Source organism: Myxococcus xanthus (genome assembly GCF_006402735.1).
Classification (GTDB): Bacteria; Myxococcota; Myxococcia; order Myxococcales; family Myxococcaceae; genus Myxococcus; species Myxococcus xanthus_A.
In genome coordinates this window covers 4,852,551-4,877,493 of the sequence record NZ_CP017174.1, presented here as the reverse complement: position 1 = coordinate 4,877,493, position 24,943 = coordinate 4,852,551, and the positions used below count along the sequence as shown (strand labels likewise).

Annotated in this window: 1 protein-coding gene and 1 pseudogene; both read left to right on the top strand. The window is 70.4% G+C overall.

All coding sequences use genetic code 11. The annotated features are described in order from the left end of the window. Positions 1-6: 6 nt before the first annotated feature. Positions 7-11,349 carry a non-ribosomal peptide synthetase/type I polyketide synthase gene (locus tag BHS09_RS20070; RefSeq protein WP_140800715.1) on the top strand — a complete coding sequence of 3,781 codons (11,343 nt, stop codon included), beginning with the start codon at positions 7-9 and terminating at the stop codon, positions 11,347-11,349. Next, a pseudogene (locus BHS09_RS20065) lies at positions 11,346-24,931 on the top strand (amino acid adenylation domain-containing protein). Before BHS09_RS20070 ends, BHS09_RS20065 begins: the two are co-directional and overlap by 4 nt. The last annotated feature ends 12 nt before the right edge of the window (positions 24,932-24,943 follow it).

Sequence of the window (24,943 nt, the reverse complement as noted above, 5' to 3'; positions counted from 1 at the left end):
GACACCATGAGCGAGAACAACGGCAGCGCGGGTAGCGACATCGCCATCATCGGCATCGCCAGCCGGTTCCCCGGGAGCGCGGACGCGCGGGCCTTCTGGCGCAACCTCCGCGAAGGCGTGGAGTCCATTTCCCGCGTGCCCGCCGAGGCGCTGGAGCCTTCTCCGCTGATGTCCGAGGCGGTGCGCCATCATCCGGACTTCGTGCCGGTGGCCGCGGAGCTGGAAGGCGGCGACCGCTTCGACGCGGCCTTCTTCGGAATGGCCCCTCGCGAGGCGGAGTGGATGGATCCGCAGCAGCGCGTTTTCCTGGAGTGTGCCTGGACGGCGCTGGAGGACGCGGCGCTCGACCCGGAGCGCTTCGCGGGGAAAATCTCGCTCTACGCGGGCGCGAGCGCATCCCTGCACGGCCTGGCGATGTTGGGGCAGGGGAACCTGGACCCGGCCTCGTTCTACGAGCTGATGAGCACCTCCGCGGAGAACCTGGCGACGCGGGCGTCCTTCAAGCTGGGCCTGCGGGGCGAGAGCCTGTCCCTCTACACCGCCTGCTCCACGGGACTGGTGGCCGTCCACATGGCCTGCCAGAGCCTGCTGATGCGCCAGTCGGACGTGGCGCTGGCGGGCGCGGTGCGCCTGGCGATGCCGCAGCGCTCGGGCTACCTGTTCCAGGAGGGGATGATCCTGTCGCCGGACGGGCACTGCCGCGCGTTCGACGCGCGCGCGGCGGGAACGGTGCCGGGCAACGGCGTGGCGGTGGTGGTGCTCAAGCCGCTGGAGGACGCGCGCAGGGACGGTGATCGCGTGTACGCGGTCATCCGCGGCTCCTCCATCAACAATGACGGTGGCCTGAAGGTGGGCTACACGGCGCCCAGTGTCGAGGGGCAGGCCGACGTCATCGGCGAGGCGCTGGCCTTCGCGGGCCTGGACGCGGGCGACATCGGCTACGTGGAGGCGCACGGCACGGGCACTTCGTTAGGAGACCCCATCGAGGTCGCGGCGCTCACGCGGGCGTACCGGCGGCACACGGACCGGAAGGGGTACTGCGCGCTGGGGTCGGTGAAGCCGAACGTCGGCCACCTGGACACGGCCGCAGGTCTGGCGGGGCTCATCAAGGTCTCGCTGGCCCTGGCGCACGAGGAGCTTCCGCCCACGCTCCATTTCGAGCGGCCGAATCCCGCCATCGACTTCGCGAACAGCCCGTTCTTCGTCGTCGACCGTTTGCGGCCATGGCCCCGCGGCCCGGTGCCTCGCCGCGCGGGCGTCAGTTCGTTCGGAATCGGAGGGACGAACGCGCACGCGGTGCTGGAGGAAGCGCCGCTTCCGGAGCCTGCCTCGCCCAGTGTCCGGCCCACCCAACTGGTGACGCTGTCGGGCCGCTCAGCGGAGGCCCTGGACGCCGCGGTGCGGGAACTGGCTGCCTGGCTGGAGGCCGCGCCGACCGACGTGGCGCTGGAGGACGTGGCCTTCACGCGCAACGTGGGCCGCCGTGCCTTCGAGCACCGGCGGGCCTTCGTGGCGAAGGACCGCGCGGAGTTGCAGGCGAAGCTGCGCGGCCCGGGGAAACCCCATGTCGTGGAGAACCTCGTGGCGGCACGCGAGCAGGGCGTAGCCTTCCTGTTCCCGGGCCAGGGCGCGCAGACGGTGGGCATGGGACGCGCGCTTCACGCAGCGGAGCCCGTCTACCGTGAGGCCCTGGAGGCCTGCCTGGAGGGGCTGGGGGCCCGGTTGGGGGCGGCGGTGCGTGACGTGCTGTTTCCCTCGCCTGGCGCCGAGGCCGCCGCGGAGCAGGCGTTGGCCGACCCGGGCATCGCGTTGCCCGCCCTGTTCGCCGTGGAGTACGCGCTGGCGCGTCAGTGGGAAGCGTGGGGCGTGCGCCCGCGTGCGCTGCTGGGGCACAGCTTCGGCGAATACGTGGCGGCCTGCCTCGCGGAGGTCCTGCCGCTGGAGGATGCGCTGGCGCTGGTGTCGGCGCGGGGCCGTCTGATGGCGCGGATGCCACCCGGAAGCATGACGGCGGTGGCTTGCGCGGAAGAGGTAGTTCGTCCGCTGCTGACGGGGGCGTTGTCGCTGGCCGCCGTGAATGGGCCGGACCGGTGCGTGGTGTCCGGGCCCTCGGGGGACGTAGAGGCATTGGAGCGCGAGCTGAGCGCGCGGGGCGTGGGCGTGCTGCGGCTGCCCGCGCGGCATGCGTTCCACTCGGCGGCGGTGGAGCCGGTGATGGAGGAACTGCGGCGCGTGGTCGCGGGCCTGCGCCTGTCTCCGCCCCAGCGTCCGTACGTCTCCAGCGTCACCGGGACGTGGATTCGCCCGGAGGAGGCGACGGACCCGGATTACTGGCTGCGCCAGATGCGGGCGCCGGTGCGCTTCGGAGACGGACTGGAGACGCTGAAGGCGGACGGGTGCGACGTGTTCCTCGAAGTCGGCCCGGACCAGGCGCTGACCGCCCTGGCGAGGCTGGGGCTTCGAGGACGTCGAGGACGTGCCGTGGCCTCGCTGCCTCGGGCGGGCTCGGCCCTGGATGCACACGCCGCGTTGATGGAGGCGCTCGGAACGGTGTGGGCGCAGGGGCTCGCCATTGACTGGCAACGCGTCTACGCGCACGAGTCACGCCAGAAGGTGGCGCTGCCCACCTATCCCTTCCAGCGGCAGACCTTTCGGACCCCGCTGCCCACCTCGGTGGTGGCTCGGCCGGAGACGTCCACGGCGGTGGCGGAGCGCCTCGCGGAAGCCGGAGACGCGCCCGACCTGGAGGCGCCAGCGGATCAGGTCGGGGCCCACACGGACGTGGAGCGCAAGGTGCTGGCCATCTGGCGCGAGCGACTGGGCCGAACCGACTTCGGCATCCACGACGACTTCCTGGAGCTGGGTGGCAACTCGCTGATGGCGGCGCAGTTGTTGACCCGCTTGCGGGAGGCGTTCCCTGTCTCGCTCCCCCTGAGTGACGTCTTCGACGCGCCCACGGTGGCGGGCATTTCGGCCCGCATCCAGGCGCGGCTGGGCACGCCAGGGACGGCGTCCACGGAGCCGGTCCTGCCGCCACTGGTCCGCATCCCGCGTGGCGGAGCGTTGCCGCTTTCCGTGGTGCAGGAGCGCATCTGCGCGCTGGAGCAGGCCGTTCCGGGCAACCCGGCCCTGAACATGTATGTGGTGCTGCGGCTGCATGGCGCGCTGGACGTGGCGCTGCTGGAGCGGGGACTGGAGGCGGTGGCACAGCGCCACGAGGCGCTGCGCACGTCCTATCCGCGTGGCGAAGGCGCTCCGAGTGTCCGCATCGCCCCGGAGCTGAAGCTGTCGCTCTCCGCCGAACCGCTGGACCCCGCGGCGTGGCAGCCGCGGGTGCACGACGAGGTGGCCCGGCCGTTCGACCTGGAGCACGGGCCGGTCGCCCGCGCCCGGCTCTGGCGATTGGCGCCGGAGGAGCATCTGCTGGCCGTCACCGTGCACCACGTGGTGTGTGACACCTGGTCGCTGGTGGTGCTCGCGAAGGAGCTGGGGGACCACTACACCGCCTTCATGCAGGGGCGGCCGTTGGCGCTGTCCACCTTGCCCGTGCAGTACGTGGACTACGCGGCCTGGCAGCAGCTGGCGCTGAAGAACGGCGCGTTCGCTTCCCAGGTCGCGGCCTGGCGCGGGCGTCTGGCGGCGTTCCCGCGTCCGCTCGAGCTGCCGGTGGACCGGCCGCGGGGGGAGGGGCCCGCGCTCCGTGGCCAGTGCTTGCGCGTGGGCTTCTCGCGCGCTCTCTCGGCCTCGGTCCAGGCGTTCGCGCAGCGAGAGGGTGCCACGCCGTTCATGGTGCTGTTGGCATCCTGGAAGGCGCTGCTGTCGCGCTGGACGGGCCGCGATGACGTCGTGGTGGGGACGCCCATTGGCAACCGGAGCCGGCCGGAGCTGGAGCCGTTGATCGGCTACGTGGCGCACTCCGTCCCGCTGCGGACGGACCTGTCCGGGGACCCGCCATTCAAGGAGCTGGTGGCGCGCGTGCGCGAGGTGATGATGGAGGCCTACGCGCACCCCGACGTGCCGTATGAGTCGCTGGTGCGGGAGATCGAGCCCGCGAAGGACACCGGCCGCGGCCGGGTCTTCGACTCGATGTTCGTGCTGCACAGCCGGTTCAATCTGAACCTGGAGCTGCCGGGTCTGCGCATGAGCCTGGCGGAGCTCGAGAACGGTCCACCCGAGTTCGGCACCGTCCTGTCGGACCTGTCCGTGGGCCTGGGCGAGCATGAGCACGGCTTCTCCGGTACCGTCGACTACGCGGAGGAGCGCTTCGAGCGGGACACCGTGGAGCGGATGGTGGCGCACTGGACCACGCTGCTCGAAGCGGCGGTGGCGGAGCCCGGCCAGGCCCTCTCCGCGCTGCCGCTGGAGCACGCACGGGCCGGTCAGGCGCTGGCCTCGGAGCCCGCGGCTTCCGCGTCGGCGGTGACGCCAATCGCGGCGCTGCTTCGGGCTCGCGCCATGACGGGCGCGTCCCAGGTGGCGATGACAGCGCCGGACGGGCGGGGCGTGACATGGGGCGAGCTGCAAGGGGCCGCGGGGCGCCTGTCCGCCGTGCTGTCGGACCGCGGCGTGGGGCCCGAGGCGCTGGTGGCGGTGTGCTTGGAGCCGTCGGTGGAGCGCGTGGTCGCGCAGTGGGCGGTCCAGGAGACGGGCGCGGCCTACGTCCTGCTGTCCGTGCCGCGGTTGATGGAGTTGCCGGACCTCGCGCCTCCAGGCGCGCCGCCTCCGCTGCTGTTGACCCACGCGAAGGTCCGCACGGGCGTGCCCCTGGATGCCGCGCGCGTCCTCCATGTGGAGACGGTGCTCGCGCAGGCAGGAGATTCAGTCCAAGGCACCCCAGGGGAGCCTCGGCGGGCTTCCGCCTCGGGCATGGTCTGCCTCGAGCCGTGGACAGGGCCGCGGGGCGAGCCGCTCCGGGCCATCCACACACACCGCACCGTGGCGGAGCTGTTTGGCCGTCTGGACGCGGATGCGACCCCGGAGGGAGGCGCCTGGCTCGCGGCGGAGGAGCCGCAGGTGCCCGGCACCGGGCTGGAGGTCCTCTGGGCCCTGACACGTGGGCTGCGGGTGGTGCTGCCGGCGGAGCGCGCGCGCTTCACGCCGGTGGTCGCTGGCGCGGAGCCTGCTCGACGGCGCCTGGACTTCAGCCTGTCGTTCTTCGCCAACGACGAGGACTCGTTGGGCGGCCGCAAATACCGCCTGCTGCTGGACGCCGCGAAGTTCGCGGATGCGAATGGCTTCTCCGCGGTGTGGACGCCGGAGCGGCATTTCCATGCGTTCGGCGGCCTGTACCCGCGGCCGGCGGTGGTGGGCGCGGGGGTGGCCACGGTGACGCAGCGCCTGGGCATCCGCGCGGGAAGCGTGGTGCTGCCGCTGCATGACCCCATCCTCGTCGCGGAGGAGTGGGCCGTGCTGGACAACCTGTCCGATGGCCGCGTGGGCGTGTCCTTCGCTTCGGGCTGGCACGCGAATGACTTCGTGTTCGCGCCGGACCGGTACGCACGCCGGAAGGAGGTCATGCACCGAGGCCTCGAGGAGGTGCGCACCCTGTGGCGAGGCGGGACGGTGTGCCGGCGCAATGGCGCGGGCGAGGAAGTGACGCTCTCACTGCGGCCACGCCCGGTGCAGCAGACGCTGCCCATCTGGCTCACCGCGGCCGGAAACCCGGAGACCTTCCGGCTGGCGGGCGAGTTGGGGGCCTACGTGCTCACCAACCTGATGGGCCAGCACCTGGAGGACCTGGAGGGGAAGGTGGCGCTGTACCGCGACGCCTGGCGGCAACATGGCCATGCGGGACGGGGACACGTGAGCTTGATGCTGCATGCGTATCTTGGCGACGACCCGGCCGAGGTCCGGCGTAGGGCGCGCCAGCCGCTGCTCGACTACTTCCGCAGCTCCGTGGACATCGCCGCGGGCTTCATGGCCGGCATGGGGCTCGACATGGACCCCCGCTCGCTGACGCCCGCGGACATGGATGCGCTGCTGGCGCACGGCGTGGAGCGGTACGTGGAGAGCGGCGGCCTCTTCGGTACGCCGGACTCCTGCGGTCCCATGGTGGAGCGTGTCCAGCGGCTCGACGTGGATGAAATCGCCTGCCTGGTGGACTTCGGCGTCGAGGTGGAGGCGACCCTGGAGGGGTTGCGGCACCTCGATGCCTTGCGCGGTCGCCATTCCCCGGAGCCCGGACTCGCGGTCCCCATGCCGTCGCTGCGGGAAGGCCCGGGCGCGGCGGAGGCCCTGCTGGCGCTCGTGCGCGAGGCGGGCATCACCCACCTGCACTGCACCGCGGCGCTGGCGCGCTCGATGCTGGCGCTGCCCGACGCGGCGGAGGCGCTCCGGCCCGTTCGCCACGTCTGGCTCGAAGGCGCGTCCGAAGAGGCGGCGGCATCCCTGGCGCGTGCCATGCCCTGGCGTGTCGCGCACCGGCAGCCGGACCTGGGCTTGGGGGCCTGGGCGTTCGCCGACGAGCCGGGAGCTGCCTCGCGCTGGGACGTCGTGGATGGGCGCGGCCAGCCCGTGCCGGTGGGCGTCATCGGTGAGCTGGTGGTGAAGGGCGCGGGCGTGCCACGCGGGCTCTGGAACGCGCCGGACTCCACCCCGGTGCGCATCCTCGCCGGAAGCACGGATGACGCGAGACGGATGGCCACGGGCCGGCGTGCGCGGCGTAAACGGGATGGCTCGCTGGAGCTGTTGCCCGCCCTGCCTGTTCCGGAGGGCAGGCCGACACCACCGAAGACGATGGGCGCTCGGGAAGGCGTGGCGAAGAAGCCCGAGGCGCCCACGCCCATCATCCGGGTCCCCCGGGGCCGTCCGCTGCCGCTGTCCTTCGCGCAGCAGCGGCTCTGGTATCTGGACCGGCTGGAGCCGGGCAACGTCGCCTACAACAACGCCGTCGCGTTCACCGTGAGCGGTGCCCTGGATGCCGCGGCCCTGGAGCGGGCGTTGAACGCGGTGGTGCGTCGGCATGAGGCCCTGCGGACCACGTTCTCCATGGAGGGCACCGCGGCGGTGCAGACCATCGCGCCGTCGCTGGAGGTCTCCATCTCCCTGGAGGCGGCGGAGGGCGCCAGTGCAGCGGACGTCGCCCGCTGGACACGTGAAGAGGCGCGCCGTCCCTTCGACCTGGAGCGGGGACCGCTGCTCCGCGCGACCTTGCTGCGGTTGGGAAGTACCGAGCACGTCCTGCTGATCTCGCTGCACCACATCATCTCGGACGGCTGGTCCGCGGGCGTGATGGTGCACGAGATGGCTCGGCTGTACGAGGCCGAGCTGACGGGTCGGCCTGCCTCCTTGCCCGCCCTGTCGGTGCAGTACGCGGACTACGCGCTCTGGCAGTTGGAGCAGATGCGAGGCTCCGCCCTGAAGGCCGAACAGGCGTGGTGGCGCGACGTGCTGGCGGATGTCCCCGTGCTCCAACTGCCCGTGGACCGTCCGCGTCCTCCGTTGCAGACGCACGAGGGCGAGCAACTGCCCTTCGCTGTTCCGAAGTCCCTCACCGACGCCCTGGTGGCGATGGGGCGGAAGGAGGGTGCCACCCCCTTCATGGTGCTGATGGCCGCGTGGCAGGTCCTGCTGCATGCGTACACCGGGCAGGACGACTTCGCGGTGGGCACGCCGGTGGCGGGCCGCGACCGGCCCGAGGTCGAGCCGTTGATTGGCTGCTTCATCAACTCCATGGCCCTGCGCGCCGACCTGTCCGGCGACCCCTCGTTCGCAGAGGTCCTGGGGCGGGTGCGAAGAGCGGCGCTGGACGCGTTCGCGCACCAGGAGGTGCCCTTCGAGAAGCTGCTGGAGGTGCTGCACGCGCCGCGCGACCTCAGCCACACGCCCGTCTTCCAGACGATGCTGATTCTGCACAACACGCCCGCCGCGGCGTTGTCGCTCGTCGGGCTCCAGCTTCACAGCCGTCCCGTGCATGCGGGTGCGACCAAGCTGGACCTCGCGCTGGAAGTCACCGAGTCGCCCGAGGGCCTGCGAGGCAGCATCGAGTACAACACCGGGCTCTTCGACGCGGAGACCATTGCCCGGCTGTCGGGCTCGCTCCTCCGGTTGCTGGAGGCCGCCGCCGGCAGACCGGAAGTCCGGCTGTCCCAGCTCGACCTGTTGGACCGCGCGGATCGAAACCGGTTGCTCGTGGAGTGGAATCCCGCGCCCACGGCAGGGCACCTTCCGGCGGACACGTTGCCTTCGCGGTTCCTGGCCCAGGTGGCACGGACGCCGGACCGGGTGGCGGTGGAGGATGGCGTCCGGACGCTCACGTATCGCGAAGTGGAGGTGCTGTCGGGGCGGCTGGCCCGGCTCCTCGTGTCGCGAGGCGTGAAGCGGGGTGACATCGTCGCGCTCGCGGTGTCGCAGCCGGCGGACGTGGTCGCGGGGCTGATGGGCGTGACTCGGGCGGGGGCGGCCGTGGTGGTGCTCGACGTGGACCACCCGGCGGAGCGTCTGTCCGGCATCCTCGCGGACACACGGGCCCAGGCGCTGGTCGTCTCCGAGTCGTGCCGTGCGCGGGTTCCCTCGCGCGAGGGGCTGACGGTCATCGCCCTGGATTCCCTGCCCGAGGCGTCCGAGGACGTGCGCGGCCTTCCGGAGGGGATGGACGCGGCGTGTGTCGTCTACACCTCCGGCTCCACCGGCCGGCCGCGTGGCGTGGTGCTGGAGCACCGGCACCTGGTGGCCGCGACACAGGCCCGCGCCGACGTGTACGGCGAGCCGGGGGTGGTGATGTCCCTGGCACCTTTCACCTTCGACGCTTCGCTCGCGGGACTGCTGTGGTCCTTGTTCGGAGGCGGCACGCTGCGCTACCCGGACGCCGAGGAACATGGGGACCCGCGCCGACTCGCCGAGCGGATCGCGCGTTCACACGTCACGCACCTCGTCTCCGTGCCCTCGCTCTACGGGCAGATACTGGCGGCGGCGCCGGTGGGAGGGCTGACGGGCCTGCGCGCCGTGAGCGTGGGAGGCGAGCCGTGTCCCGTGGAGTTGACGCGGGCGCATCATGAGGCGTTGCCTGCGGTGTCCCTGTTCAACGAGTACGGCCCCACGGAAGCCACCATCTGGAGCACGGTGCACCGGGTGCGTGTGGACGAAGAGGGGCGCGTGCCCATCGGGCGCGCGGTGCCTGGGGCCTGCGTGTACCTGCTGGACGCGCACCGCAGGCTGGTGCCGCGGGGCGCACCGGGCGAGCTGTACGTGGGCGGCGCGGCCGTGGCGCGAGGCTACCTGGGCCAACCTGGCCTCACGTCCGAGCGCTTCGTGACGGACCCCTTCGACGGCCACTTCGGCGCGCGCATGTACTGCACGGGCGATGTGGCGCGCTGGCGGGCGGACGGGACGCTGGAGTTCATCGGCCGCGTGGACCATCAGGTGAAGGTGCGGGGCTTCCGCATCGAGCCGGGTGAGGTCGAAGCCGCGCTGCTCGCGCATCCGGCGGTGAAGGAGGCCGTCGTCGTCGCGCGTGAGGATGCGAAGGGGCCGAAGCGCCTGGTCGCCTACGGGGTGCTCGCGACGGAGGGGCCGGGTGAGAAGCCAGACGCACAGGCCTTGAAGGAGTGGGTGCGTTCGCGCCTGCCGCCGTACTTGGTCCCCGCGGCCTTCGTCGCGATGGACGCGCTGCCGCGCACCCGGCACGGCAAGGTGGACCGCCGGGCGTTGCCCACGCCGGACCCGGCATCCGCGGCGGCGCCGGCCGCGCCTCATTCGGAGGTGGAGGCCACGCTGGTGTCGCTCTGGCGGGAGGTGCTGAGCGTCGAACGCGTGGGCATCCACGACGACTTCTTCGAACTGGGGGGCGACTCCATCCTGGGACTGCAGATCGTCACCCGCGCGCGCGCACAGGGCATCGAGCTGTCCCCGAAGCAGCTCTTCCAGAACCCGACGGTGGCGCGGCTCGCCTCGGTCGCGGGAACGCGCCTGGCGGTGCAGGCCGAGCAAGGCCCCGTCGTGGGGCCGGTGGCGCTGACGCCCATCCAGCACTGGTTCTTCGAACTGGGGCTGGAGGCGCCACACCACTGGAACATGTCCCTGCTGCTGGAGGCGAGAGCCTCCCTGGACGCCGCCTTGCTGGAGCGCGCGCTGGCACACCTGCTGGCGCATCATGACGCGCTCCGGCTGTGCTTCGCGCGCGGGGAGGACGGCTGGCACCAGGCCATCTGCGAGCCAGGAGCGCGCGTCACGGTGGCGCGCGTGGACCTGTCCACCGTGCCGGAGGCGGAGCGCCCCGCGGCGCTGTCGCGGCACGCGGAGGCGGCGCAACGCGCGCTGCGGCTGGACGGGCCGCTCGTCCAGGCCGTGTTGCTGGAGTGGGGCACGGGCCACCCCTCGCGGTTGGTGCTGGTGGTCCATCACCTCGTGGTGGACGCGGTGTCCTGGCGCATCCTCCTGGAGGACCTGGCGGCGGCGTACACGCGGCTCGCGGCGGGGGACGCCGTGGTGCTGCCCCCTAAGACGACTTCGTTCCAGGCGTGGGCCCGTGGCCTGGAGTCGCTGGCGCGATCGCAGGCGCTCATGGCGGAGCGGGCCTGGTGGCTGGAGCGGCCCTGGCGCGAGGCCTCCCGGCTGCCCGTGGACTTCACGGGGGGCCTCAACACGGAGGCCACCGCGAGCACGGTGCAGGTGACGCTGGAGCCAGAGCAGACGCGCGCGCTGCTGCAGGATGTCCCGAAGGCCTGGCACACGCAGCCTCAGGAGCCCCTGCTGACGGCGCTGGCGCAGGCACTGACCGCGTGGGCGGGAGGGGCTGTCGCGCTGGTGGACGTGGAGGGGCACGGACGGGAAGAGGTGCTTCCGGGCGTGGATGTATCTCGCACGGTGGGCTGGTTCACCCGGGTGTTTCCCTCGCTGCTGGACCTGCGGGGGGCGACGGGGCCGGGCGAGGCACTTCGCGCCGTGAAGGAGGGGCTGCGTGCCGTGCCGTCACGAGGCATGGGGTGGGGGCTGCTCCGCTACGTGTCGAGGGACGCGGCGCTGGCGGCATTGCCGTTGGCGGAGGTGGGCTTCAACCACCTGGGGCAGCTCGACGGCGCCGTGGGCGAGGGGGCTCCCTTCTTGCTCGCACCCGAGACGGCGGCCCTGCGGCAGCGAGCCCCGAGCGCGCGGCGGCCATACCTGCTCGATGTGACGGGCATGGTGCGTGACGGGCGGCTGGTGGTCCTCTGGACTTTCAGCGAGGCGGTGCACCGCCGTGAGACGGTGACGCGTGTCGCCGAGGACTTCCTCGCGCGCCTCCAGGCGCTGCTGCACGCATCGCGCGCGCCGGATGCGGGAGGGCACTCGCCCTCCGACTTTCCGCTCGCGAAGGTGAAACAGGCGCAGCTCGACAAGCTGGCCGCACGGTTTGGAAAGAAGACGCGATGAGCGACAACATCGAGGACCTGTACCCCCTGTCGCCGTTGCAGGGCGGCATGCTGTTCCATGCCATCGCCGAGCCCGGCCGGGGTCTGTACTTCAACCAGCTCGTCTGCGAGCTGCGCGGCCACCTGGACGTGGAGGTCTTCACCCAGGCGTGGAACACGGTCGTCGCGGCGCACCCGGTGCTGCGCACGGCGTTCGTCTGGGACGACGTGGACGAGCCGATGCAGGTCGTTCTTCGCGAGGTGGACCTGCCGGTCCGCATCGAGGACTGGCGCGACCTGTCGCCCGAAGCACGCGAGTCCCGGCTGGACGCCTTGCTGGCCCAGGACCGTCGCGAGGGCTTCGACCTGTCCTGGGCGCCGTTGGTGCGCCTGGCGCTGCTGCGCATCGGCGATGACGCGCATCGCTTCGTCTTCAGCCATTCCCACCTGATCCTGGACGGCTGGTCCGTGCCGCTGGTGATCCGCGACGTCCTCGCCCTGTACGAGGGCGCGTGCGCGGGGAAGCAGCCTCGCATCGCGGCGCCTCGGCCGTATCGGGACTACATCGGCTGGCTGGGCGAGCAGGACCTGGCGGTGTCCGAGGCGTTCTGGCGGCAGGCGCTCGAAGGCTTCGACGCGCCCACGAATCCTCGTGTCGAGCCCGGTGGCGGGGAAGGGAAGGGCAAGGGTTCGCGGGAGCTGTTCCTGTCGGAAGCGCTCACCTCGGAGCTGAGCCGCTTCGCGCGGAGGCAGGGGCTCACGCTGCACACGCTGGTGCAGGGGGCCTGGGCCTTGGTGCTCGGTCACCTGTGCGGGGCGGAAGATGTCGTCTTCGGCACCACTGTCTCCGGACGTCCCCCGGGACTTGCGGGCGTGGAGGACATGGTCGGGTTGTTCATCAACACCCAGCCCGTGCGAGTGCGGCTGCCTCCAGATGCGTCGTTCGGGCCCTGGCTGCGGCAAATCCAGGAGATGCAGGTGGAGGCGCGGCAGCACGAGCACGCGCCGCTGGTGAAGGTCCAGCGCTGGAGCGGTGTGCCCGCTGGCACCTCGCTCTTCGAGACGCTGGTCGTCTTCGAGAACTACCCGCTGGATGCCGAACTCACGTCCTCCGCCAGGGCCTTGGCGGTGGGGGATATTCGCGCGGTCGAAGCGGACCACTTCCCGCTGACGCTCATCTCGACGAACGGCTCCCGGCTTCCGCTGTGCTTGCGGTACGACCGGGCGCGCTTCACAGCGGCCTTCGCGGATGCACAGCTCGAACGAATTCGCCTCGTGCTGGAGGCGATGGCGGCGAGGCCCGACGGCGCTTTGGGGACGCTGTCTCTGCTCTCCGAGCCCGAGCGTCACCAGGTGCTTGTGGCGTGGAACGGCACGCGCACCGGCTTCGCGGCCTGGGCCAGCGTGCAAGAGCGCTTCCTGGCGCAGGTCGCGCGCAACGCGGACACGCCAGCCGTCCAGTGCGAGGAGGAGGTGGTGACGTACGGAGCGCTGGAAGCGCGTGCCAATCAGCTCGCGCACCAGCTGAGAGGGCAGGGCGTGGGGGCGGACGTGCCCGTGGCGCTGTGCCTGGAGCGAGGTGTGGAGTGGGTGGTGGGGATGCTCGGCATCCTGAAGGCAGGGGGCGCCTACGTGCCGCTGGACCCCTCGCAGCCAGAGTCCCGGCTGCGGATGCTGGTGGAAGAAGTCGGCGCGCCGGTGGTGGTGACGCAGGCGCGATATGCCGCGATCTTCGAAGGGACCCGCGCGCGCCGGGTGGTGGTGGAGGGAGAGGCCGCGCTGCTGGATCGGTGGCCGTCAGCGGCACCGCCGCTCGTGGCGGTGCACCCGGAGCAGCTGGCGTACGTGCTGTTCACGTCAGGAAGTACCGGGCGGCCCAAGGGGGTGGCGGTCACACACGGTCAGCTGGCGAATTATGTGCAAGCGGCCATTGAGAGGTTGGGGTTGGCCGACTGCGCCAGCTTCGCGCTGGTGTCGACGCTGGCGGCGGACCTGGGGAACACGGTGCTGTTCCCGGCGCTGTGCACCGGGGGGCTGCTGCATGTGTTGACGCAGGAGCGAGCGAGTAGTCCGACGGGCGTGGCGGAGTACTTCGAGCGGCACGGGGTGGACTGCGTGAAGCTGGTGCCCTCGCACCTCGCGGCGCTGATGAGCGGTGCGGAGCCGAGGCAGGTGCTGCCGAGGAAGCGGCTGGTGTTGGGCGGGGAGGCGGCGTCGTGGAGCCTGCTGGAGCAGGTGCATGCGCTGGCGCCCGGGTGTGAGGTGTACAACCACTACGGCCCGACGGAGGCGACGGTGGGCGTGTTGGCGGGGCGCGTGGAGTTGCCGCGTCGGCCGACGTCGCCGGCGGCGGTGCCGCTGGGGCGGCCGATGGGGAACACGCGGGTGTACGTGCTGGATGGGAGCCTGCGTCCTGTGCCGGTGGGAGTGGCGGGGGAGCTGTACGCGGGAGGCGCCCAGGTGACGCGAGGGTACCTGGGGCATCCGGAGCTGACGGCGGAGCGGTACGTGCCGGACCCGTACGGCGGGGAGCCTGGAGCGAGGATGTACCGCACGGGAGACAAGGTGCGGTGGTTGGCGGACGGGCGTTTGGAGTTCATCGGCCGGGTCGACTTCCAGGTGAAGGTGCGAGGCTTCCGGGTGGAACCTGGGGAAGTGGCGGCGGTGCTCAGAGCGCATCCCGAGGTTCGGGACGCGGCGGTGGTGGCGCGCGAAGACGTGCCCGGAAACAAGCGCCTGGTGGCATATGCCACGCCCGCCTCGCAGCCAGCGCCTGACACGGCGGCGCTGCGCGCGTTCCTCCAGCAGCGGCTTCCTGGGCACATGGTGCCGTCGGCGCTGGTGTTGCTGGACGCCCTGCCGTTGACACCCAATGGCAAGGTGGACTGGCGCGCGCTGCCGCCGCCAGCGCTGCCCGAAGAAGCAGCGCGAGTCTTCGAGGGGCCGCGCAACGCGAAGGAAGAGACACTCACGGCCATCTGGGCGCAGGTGCTCGACCGGCCGCGGGTGGACATCCACGAGAACTTCTTCGAGCTGGGTGGCGACTCCATCATCGCCATCCAGGTCGTCTCGCGGGCCGAGCAGGCGGGGCTGCACCTCCGGATGAAGCAGCTCTTCGACCACCCGACCGTGGCGGGGCTGGCGGCGGTGGCGGGGGATGCCCCTCCCGTCGATCCCCAGCTCACGGAGGAGCCTCCGGACGGGTCCGCTTCCGGCTTTCCGTTGTCAGGTCTCTCCCCAGAGGGCCTGGAGGCATTCTCCAAGAGGCTGGCCGCGCACGGTTACTACTTGGAGGACATCGAGGACCTGTACCCGCTGTCACCGCTCCAGCATGGAATCTTGATCTCCCATCTCCAGGAGAGCGAGACCCAGCCGTACTTCAATCAGATCTCCTTCGAGGTCGAAGGCCCACTGGATGAGCGCGCCTTCGTGGAAGCGTGGCGGCAGGCCGCCGATCAGTACGCCATCCTCCGGACCGCGTTCTTCTGGGAGGGGCTGGACACGCCGCTCCAGGCGGTGATGCGCGAGGTGCTGCCTCCCGTCGACGTCGAGGACTTGCGCCACCTGTCCGAGGCCGACCAGAAGGCCCGACTGGCCGCGTTCTTCGAGGAGGATCGCCGAAGGGGGCTGGTGCTCACCCGCGCGCCCGGCTTCCGGCTGACGATGCTTCGCACGGGAGCGCGTGTGTGGCGCGTGGTGTTCAGCCTGACGCACCTGTTGCTGGACGGGTGGTCCACACAGGTGGTGCTGCGGGAAGTCCTCACCCGGTATGAGGCGCTGCGGCGAGGCGTGACGCTGGCACGAAGCGCCGTGCGGCCGTACCGCGACTACATCGCGTGGCTGGGGCGTCAGGACCTGGGCGCCGCCCGGGACTTCTGGCGCGCCGCGCTGGCGGGCTTCACGGAGCCCACGCGCTTGGAACTCGGAGGGGCGCCGCGTGATGTGACGCTCCTGGGTGAAGTGCTGCTCCGGATGAGCGCGGAGGAGACGGCGGCACTGGAGGCCTTCTCGCGCCAGCAGGGCGTCACGGGAGGCACGCTGTTGCAAGCGGCCTGGGCGCTGTTGCTGTGGCGCTATACCGGAGAGGACGACGTCCTGTTCGGGTTGACCGTCTCCGGCAGGCCCCCGGAGCTTGCCGGTATCGAGGCGATGGTGGGCTTGTTCATCAACGCCATCCCCGTGCGAGTACGCCTGCCCGCGTCGAGCCCCGTGGGCCCCTGGCTGAAGGAGTTGCAAGCCTGGCTCCAGGAGGCGAGGCAGTACGAGACGTCACCCCTGGTGGAGGTGCGCCGCTGGAGTGAGGTTCCTCCTGGCTCCGCGTTGTTCGAGAGCCTGGTCGTCTTCGAGAACTACCCCCGGGATGCGGGCCTCACGACGATGTCGGACGAGCTGGTGGTTCGCGATCCGTACATCGTCGAGGTGGACTCGCATCCGGTGACGATGATGGCTGTCCCCGGGCGTGAATGGCAGCTGCGCCTGACCTACGACGCCAGGCGCTTCGACGCGTCGGCGGCAAAGCGGATGGTGGAGCAGGCCCGCCAGCTCCTGCGCGATCTGTGTGGTTCGGAGCGCCGGACCTTGTCGGAGCTGTCGTTGATGTCAGCCGAGGAGCGGCGCCGCTTGGTGGAGGAGTGGAGCGGGCGGCGAGAGGAGTACCCGAGTGACGCATCGCTGGCGGAGCTGTTTGAAGCGCAGGTGGAGAAGACACCGGGCGCGGTGGCGGTGGAGTGGGCTGGACAGCAGGTGAGTTACGGGGAGTTGAATCGCCGAGCAAACCAGTTGGCGCACCACCTGAGGGGAATGGGGGTGGGCCCCGAGGTACGAGTGGGTTTGTGCGTGGAGCGCTCGTTGGAATGGGTGGTGAGCGCGCTGGGGATTCTGAAGGCGGGGGGCGTGTACGTGCCGCTGGACGCGAGCTACCCGCTGGAGCGGCTGGGGTGGATGAAGCGGGAGGCTGGGGTGGCGCTGCTGGTGGCGCAGGAGCGGCTGGCGGACGAGGTGGCTGCGGGTGGTGAGCTGGTGGTGAGCGTGGACACGGAGTGGGACACGCAGATTGCCCATCAGCCGGAGACAAACCCGGTGCCGGGAGTGGGAGGGGGCAACCTGGCGTACGTGATGTTTACGTCGGGAAGCACGGGGAAGCCGAAGGGGGTGGCGGTGCCGCAGCGAGCGGTGACGCGACTGGTGGTGGGAAGCGGCGTGGCGGACTTCGGCCCGGAGGAGGTGTGGCTGCAATTGGCGCCAACGGGCTTCGACGCGTCGACGTTGGAGGTATGGGGCGCGCTGCTGCACGGGGGGAAGCTGGTGGTGTACCCGGAGGGGCCGCTGGAGTTGGAGGCGCTGGGGCGGAGGCTGAAGGAGGCGGGAGTGACGTCGCTGTGGCTGACGGCGGCCCTCTTCGAGCAGATGCAGGCGTACCAGCCAGAGGCGCTGAGTGGAGTGAGGCAGGTGCTGGCGGGAGGCGACGTGCTGGCGGTGGGGCGGGTGAGGGAGAGGGTGAGGGGAGGGGGCGTCCTCATCAACGGGTACGGGCCGACGGAGGGGACGACCTTCACGACAGTGCACCGCGTAGCGGAGGAGGACGTGGGGGTGACGGTGCCCATTGGGAAGCCGGTGGGGAATACGCGGGTGTACGTGCTGGACGAAGGAATGAGGCCGGTGCCGGTGGGGGTGAGGGGGGAGTTGTACGTGGGAGGGGAGGGGCTGGCGGAGGGGTACGTGGGGAGGCCGGAGTGGACGGCGGAGCGCTTCGTGCCGTCGCCATTTGGGGACGGAGAGCGGGTGTACCGGACGGGGGACGAGGTGAGGTGGCAGGAGAGTGGGCTGCTGGAGTTTCTGGGGCGTCGGGACGCGCAGGTGAAGGTGAGGGGGTACCGGATTGAGTTGGGGGAGGTGGAGGAGGCGCTGAAGCAGCACGCGCAGGTGAAGGAAGCGGCAGCGGTGGTGAGGGGAGAGGGGCAGGAGAAGCGGGTGGAGGCGTACGTGGTGGCGCCAGGGGGAGAGGGAGGGGCGCTGAAGGAGTACGTGAGGCAGAAGTTGCCGGAGTACATGGTGCCGTCGGTGGTGGTGGTGCTGGAGGCACTACCGCTGACGCCCAACGGCAAGGTCGACCGCAAGGCACTGTTGGCCTCTGAAGCGGGGCCTTCCGAGCCGCGTCAGCACATCGAGCCGCGTACGGTCACCGAGCAGCGGCTGAGCATCATCTGGTGTGAAGTGCTGGGCATCGAGCGGGTGAGCGCGGACGCTGACTTCTTCGAGTTGGGCGGGCACTCGTTGCTGGCCACGCAGCTCATCGCGCACATCCGCTCCGCCTTCGGCGTGGAGTTGCCCCTGCGCACGCTCTTCGCGTCACCTGCTCTCGAAGGGCTCGCGCTGCGAATCGAGGAGTCGGCGCGGGAAGCGGCGGCGCCGAGCGTGCCAGCGCTGACCCGGGTACCTCGCATGGGCGCATTGCCCGTGTCGTTCGCCCAGCAGCGGCTCTGGTTCATCGACCAGCTCCACCCGGGCAGTGCCAGCTACAACGTCCCCATCGTCCTCCGAATCGAGGGCTCGCTCGATGTGGACGCGTTGCAGCGCGCGTTCTCCGCGCTGGTGGCGCGCCATGAGTCGCTGCGCACCACGTTTGCCTCCCACGAGGGCCAGCCTGTCCAGGTCGTTCATCCGGCCATGGACGTCCAGCTCGCCTTCGAGGACTTGAGCGCGCTGCCGGAAGCGGAACGCGAGGCGGAATTCCGCGCGCGTGCGACGCGAACAGCTCTGCGGCCGTTTCATCTGGAGCGCGGCCCCCTGGTGCGCGTGGGGCTGTCGCGGCTGTCGCCGGACGTGCACACCCTGGTGCTGGTGCTGCATCACATCGTCTCGGATGGCTGGTCGCTGGGTGTGCTGGTCCGCGAGGTGGGCGCGCTCTATGCGGCCTTCCTCGAAGGACGGTCGCCCGGGTTGCCGGAGCTGCCCGTGCAGTACGCGGACTACGCGGTATGGCAGCGGCAATGGCTGAGCGGGGCCGTGCTGGAGACACAGCTCGACTGGTGGCGGCAGCAGCTGTCTGGCGCGCCTCCTCATTTGGAGCTGCCCACCGACAAGCCCAGGCCGGCGACGTTGTCGCACCGTGGGGCATGGGTGCCGGTGCGGTTGCCACGGCCGATGAGCGACGCTGTGACGGCGCTGGCCCATGCCGAGGGAGCCACGCCCTTCATGGTGCTGCTGGCGGCCTTCCAGCTTCTGTTGTCGCGCTACTCGGGGCAGGAGGACGTGCTGGTGGGCTCGCCCATCGCGGGGCGCCGGTACGAAGAGACCGAGGGGCTCATCGGCTTCTTCGTCAACACCCTGGTTCTCCGCGCCCAGGTCCAGCCCCATGCCACCTTCCGCGAGCTGCTGGCGCAGGTGCGTGAGCGCACACTGGGGGCCTACGATCATCAGGACCTTCCCTTCGAGAAGCTCGTGGAGGACCTGCAACCCGAGCGGAACCTGGGGCGCAGCGCGCTCTTCCAGGTCCTCTTCGTGTTGCAGAACGCCCCGGTGGGGCCGTTGACGCTGCCCGCGCTGACCGTGAAGCCGATGGGGTTGATTGACAAGGAGGCGGCCCGCTTCGAGCTCTCGTTGAGCATGGGGGAGACACCACGGGGTTTCGAGGGCTTGCTCCAGTTCAGCACCGACCTCTTCACGGAGGCCACGGCGGAGCGGATGGTGTTCCACCTGGAGCAGGTGCTGAAGGCCGTCACCACGCGGCCCGAATCGCGCCTGTCCGAGATACCGCTGCTGACCGATGCCGAGCGTCATCAGGTGCTGGTGGAATGGAACGGATCGGTCCAGGCTCTCCGGTGGGAGGCTGTCCACCGGTGCGTCGAGCACCACGCGGAGCGGACGCCGGAGGCTCCCGCGGTGCGGTGCGAGGAGCGGGAGCTGACGTACCGCCAGTTGGAGGCGCAGGCCAACCAGGTGGCGCACCAGTTGAGGGGAATGGGGGTGGGCGCGGAAGTGCCAGTGGCGCTGTGCCTGGAGCGTGGCGTGGAGTGGGTGGTGGCGATGCTGGGGATCCTGAAGGCGGGAGGCGCATACGTGCCGCTGGACCCCTCGCAGCCCGTGTCCCGCCTGCGCGCGCTGGTGGAAGAAGTGGCTGCGCCGGTGGTGGTGACGCAGGCTCGGCATGCGGCGACTTTCGAGGGGCTGTCGGCGCGCCGGGTGGAGATGGATGGAGACGCGGCGCGGCTCGAGGCGCAGCCGACGGAAGCGCCGCGGGTAGAGGTGCACCCCGAACAGCTGGCGTACGTGCTGTTCACGTCCGGAAGCACGGGGCGGCCCAAGGGCGTGGCGGTCACACACGGGCAGCTTGCCAACTACGTGGAAGCGGCGAATGCGCGGCTGCGGTTGGCGGAGTGCACACGCTTCGCGCTGGTGTCGACGTTGGCGGCGGACCTGGGAAACACGGTGCTGTACGCGGCGCTGTGGACGGGGGGACTGCTGCATGTGCTGACGCAGGAGAGGGCAAGCAGCGCGGCGGGAGTGGCGGAGTACTTCCAGCGGCATGGGGTGGAGTGCTTGAAGGTGGTGCCCTCGCACCTCGCGGCGCTGATGAGTGGCGTAGCGCCCGTGCAGGTGCTGCCGACGAAGCGGCTGGTGGTGGGAGGAGAGGCGGCCTCGTGGAGCCTGCTGGAGCAGGTGGCGGCGTTGGCGCCCGGGTGCGAAGTGCACAACCACTACGGCCCGACGGAGACGACGGTGGGTGTGCTGGCGGGGCGCGTGGAGCTGCCGCGTCGAGCGGAGTCACCCGCGGCGGTGCCGCTGGGACGGCCGATGGGCAACACGCGGGTGTACGTGTTGGACGGGAGCCTGCGTCCCGTGCCGGTGGGCGTGGGGGGAGAGTTGTACGTGGGAGGGGCGCAGGTCACGCGAGGGTACGTGGGGCGCCCGGAGTTGACGGCGGAGCGGTACGTACCGGACCCGTACAGTGGGGAGGCTGGAGCGAGGATGTACCGCACGGGAGACAAGGTGCGGTGGTTGGGGGATGGGCGACTGGAGTTCATCGGGCGGACGGACTTCCAGGTGAAGGTGAGAGGGTTCCGGGTGGAGTCCGGAGAAGTGGCGGCGGTGCTCAGAGCGCATCCCGACGTCCAGGACGCGGTGGTGATCGCGCGAGAAGAGGTGCCTGGCGAAAAACGGCTGGTGGGCTACGCCGTTCGTACGGCCCGGGCTGCTCCGGACATCGCGGCCCTCAAGGCCTTCCTCCAGCAGCGGCTTCCTGGGCACATGGTGCCGTCAGCGCTGGTGGTACTGGAGACATTGCCGCTGACGCCCAATGGCAAGGTGGACTGGCGCGCGCTGCCCGTGCCGGACGTGTCGGCGCGTGGCTCGGCTCCCGCCTATGAGGCGCCGGCTTCCCCCATGGAAGAGACGCTGGCCGCTGTCTGGGCCCACGTCTTGCGGATGGAGCGGGTGGGCCGGCAGGACGACTTCTTCGCGTCGGGTGGACATTCGCTACTGGCCACGCAGGTGGTGGCGCGCGTGCGTGCGGTCCTGGGCGTAGAGGTCCCGCTACGTGCCCTCTTCGAGGCGCCCACCTTGAGGTCCTTTGCCCAGCAGGTGGAGCAGGCGACTCGAAGCCAGACGCTGCCCGCGCTGCGTCCGATGCCTCGGGGGGACCGGGTGCCGCTGTCATTCGCGCAGCAGCGACTGTGGTTCCTGGATCGGCTGAAGCCGGGCGGCACTGAGTACAACGTACCGTATGTGCTGCGGGTGGATGGCCCCCTGGATGTGTCTGTCCTGGAGCGAGCCTTCTCGGAGTTGGTGCGCCGTCATGAAGTCCTGCGGACGGCCTTCCCGGATGAGGGCGGAGCACCTGTCCAGCGCATCGCTTCGCCATCGCCGTTCCACCTCTCCGTGGTCGAGTTGGGCGCCCAGGATGAGTCCGAGGTACGGCACCGGGTGCGCGCGGAAGTCGACCGCTCATTCGAGCTCGCGCGTGGGCCGCTGCTACGCCCCCTGCTGTTGAAGCAGTCCGAGCAGGCGCATGTCCTCGTGCTGCTGTTGCATCACATTGTCTCGGACGGCTGGTCCGCGAGCGTGCTACTTCGGGAGTTGGCGGCGATCTACGACGCTTTCTCGCAAGGGCTGCCGTCACCATTGCCGGAGCTGCCCGTGCAGTACGCGGACTACGCGCTCTGGCAGCGCGAGTGGTTGAAGGACGAGGTGTTGGAATCGCAGGTTCGCTACTGGCGCGAGGCACTGGCGGGCGCGCCGCGATTCCTGGACCTCCCCACGGACAGGCCTCGCCCCGCGGCGCAGACCTTTCGAGGTGGAGTCCAGCGGCAGATGTGGCCGAAGGCGCTGTGGCAGCAAGTGGAGTCGACCGCGCGGCGAGAAGGGGCCACGCCGTTCATGGTGCTGCTGGCGGCGTATCAGACGGTGTTGTGGCGGCTCTCGGGGCAGGACGACATCAGCGTGGGTTTCCCCATCGCGGGTCGCACGCAGGCGGAGACGGAGGGGCTCATCGGCAACTTCGCAAATACCCTGGTGCTGAGGGCTCGCGTACGTCCCGAGCTTTCCTTCCGGGACATGTTGGCGCAGGTGCGTGAGGTGACCCTGGGCGCCTATGCGCACCAGGACGTCCCGTTTGAGAAGCTGGTGGAGGCATTGCAGCCGGAGCGGGACCTGAGTCGCAGCCCGTTGTTCCAGGTGTCCCTGACACTTCAGAACACGCCTGCGCCCGAAGTGAAGCTGCGACAGGGATTGTCGCTGACGGTGATGGACGCGCGGATTCAGACGTCGAAGTTCGACCTGTCGATGTTCGTCGTCGAGCTGCCGGAAGGTGCCGCCGCGTCAGTCAATTACAACAGCGACCTGTTCGAGGCGAAGACGGCGGAGCGGCTGCTGAAGCAGGTGTCGGTGCTGCTGGAGGCCGCGGTCGCGAATCCGGAAACGCGCCTGGGCGAGCTACCATTGATGCCAGCCACCGAGCGTCTGCGCTTGGTGGAGGAGTGGAGCGGGCGGCGAGAGGAGTACCCGAGTGACGCATCGCTGGCGGAGCTGTTTGAAGCGCAGGTGGAGAAGACACCGGGCGCGGTGGCGGTGGAGTGGGCTGGACAGCAGGTGAGTTACGGGGAGTTGAATCGCCGAGCAAACCAGTTGGCGCACCACCTGAGGGGAATGGGGGTGGGCCCCGAGGTACGAGTGGGTTTGTGCGTGGAGCGCTCGTTGGAATGGGTGGTGAGCGCGCTGGGGATTCTGAAGGCGGGGGGCGTGTACGTGCCGCTGGACGCGAGCTACCCGCTGGAGCGGCTGGGGTGGATGAAGCGGGAGGCTGGGGTGGCGCTGCTGGTGGCGCAGGAGCGGCTGGCGGACGAGGTGGCTGCGGGTGGTGAGCTGGTGGTGAGCGTGGACACGGAGTGGGACACGCAGATTGCCCATCAGCCGGAGACAAACCCGGTGCCGGGAGTGGGAGGGGGCAACCTGGCGTACGTGATGTTTACGTCGGGAAGCACGGGGAAGCCGAAGGGGGTGGCGGTGCCGCAGCGAGCGGTGACGCGACTGGTGGTGGGAAGCGGCGTGGCGGACTTCGGCCCGGAGGAGGTGTGGCTGCAATTGGCGCCAACGGGCTTCGACGCGTCGACGTTGGAGGTATGGGGCGCGCTGCTGCACGGGGGGAAGCTGGTGGTGTACCCGGAGGGGCCGCTGGAGTTGGAGGCGCTGGGGCGGAGGCTGAAGGAGGCGGGAGTGACGTCGCTGTGGCTGACGGCGGCCCTCTTCGAGCAGATGCAGGCGTACCAGCCAGAGGCGCTGAGTGGAGTGAGGCAGGTGCTGGCGGGAGGCGACGTGCTGGCGGTGGGGCGGGTGAGGGAGAGGGTGAGGGGAGGGGGCGTCCTCATCAACGGGTACGGGCCGACGGAGGGGACGACCTTCACGACAGTGCACCGCGTAGCGGAGGAGGACGTGGGGGTGACGGTGCCCATTGGGAAGCCGGTGGGGAATACGCGGGTGTACGTGCTGGACGAAGGAATGAGGCCGGTGCCGGTGGGGGTGAGGGGGAGTTGTACGTGGGAGGGGAGGGGCTGGCGGAGGGGTACGTGGGGAGGCCGGAGTGGACGGCGGAGCGCTTCGTGCCGTCGCCATTTGGGGACGGAGAGCGGGTGTACCGGACGGGGGACGAGGTGAGGTGGCAGGAGAGTGGGCTGCTGGAGTTTCTGGGGCGTCGGGACGCGCAGGTGAAGGTGAGGGGGTACCGGATTGAGTTGGGGGAGGTGGAGGAGGCGCTGAAGCAGCACGCGCAGGTGAAGGAAGCGGCAGCGGTGGTGAGGGGAGAGGGGCAGGAGAAGCGGGTGGAGGCGTACGTGGTGGCGCCAGGGGGAGAGGGAGGGGCGCTGAAGGAGTACGTGAGGCAGAAGCTGCCGGAGTACATGGTGCCGTCGGTGGTGGTGGTGCTGGAGGCACTGCCGCTGACGCCCAACGGCAAGGTCGACCGCAAGGTATTGGCTGCTCACAACCTGCGGTCGCACGTTGCCAATGAAGCCTTCGCCGAGCCGCGCACGGCCACCGAGCACGCGCTGGCGGGCATCTTCTCGGAGGTGCTGGGCGTGCCACGTGTCGGTCTTCATGACGACTTCTTCGAGCTGGGAGGCCATTCGTTGTTGGCAACCCAGGTCGTGGCGCGTGTCCGCACGGAGCTTGGCGTGGACATGCCGCTGCGTGCCCTCTTCGAGGCGCCAACGGTGTTGCGGCTCGCGGTTTGGTTGCAAGGCTCGGATACGGAAGGGGCCACGCGTGACTGTGTGGCATTGCAGCCCGAAGGTGCCGGCACGCCTGTCTTCCTCGTGCACGCCGTCGGCGGCGCCGTGGGGCCGTATCGTGCGCTGGCTCGGCGCATGGGACGCGAGCGGCCTCTCTACGGCTTCCAGGCTGCGGGGCTCGATGGACGCGAGCCTCCTCTTGATCAGGTGGAGGCGCTCGCCCGCCGCTACGTGGAGGCGATGCGCGAGCGTCAGCCCGAGGGCCCCTATGTGCTGGGCGGCTGGTCCCTGGGTGGCGTGGTGGCGTTCGAGATGGCGCGCGAGCTGGAGCGTCAGGGGCAGTCCGTGGCGCTCCTGATTCTGCTGGACAGCTTCGCTCCCGACGAGAACGCGCCTACGCGGGAACCCGATGCGGCGTTGCTGCTCGCTGGAATGGCCATGGACCTGGCACGGACGGCAGGTGCCGAGTCCACCCTTCGCCCCGAGGCGCTCTCGGGCCTGTCCGACGAGGAGCAATTCGCCGTCGTCGTCGAGCACGCGCGACAGGCAGGATGGCTGCCTCCCGAGATCGAGGCGTCAACGCTCCGCGCCTGGCGTGACGTGACCCGAGCGAACCTGCGGGCGTTGGCGGCCTACCGCCCCGGTCCCGTTCGGTGCCCCGTGCTGCTGCTGCGCGCGAAGGATGCGCAACGCTCCCAGGCCGTGGAGCCGTCCCACGGATGGGCTCGCTGGGTGCCATCGGGGCTCGCCGTGGAGGACGTTCCCGGAGACCACTACAGTGTGCTCCGGGATCCGCGGGTGGAGACGCTGGCGCGCCGCCTTGTCGAACACGTCGGCGCCGCCAATGGACGGCACGAGGCAGCGGGGCAGCAACGCGAGGGGTGAGCGAGGACCCCG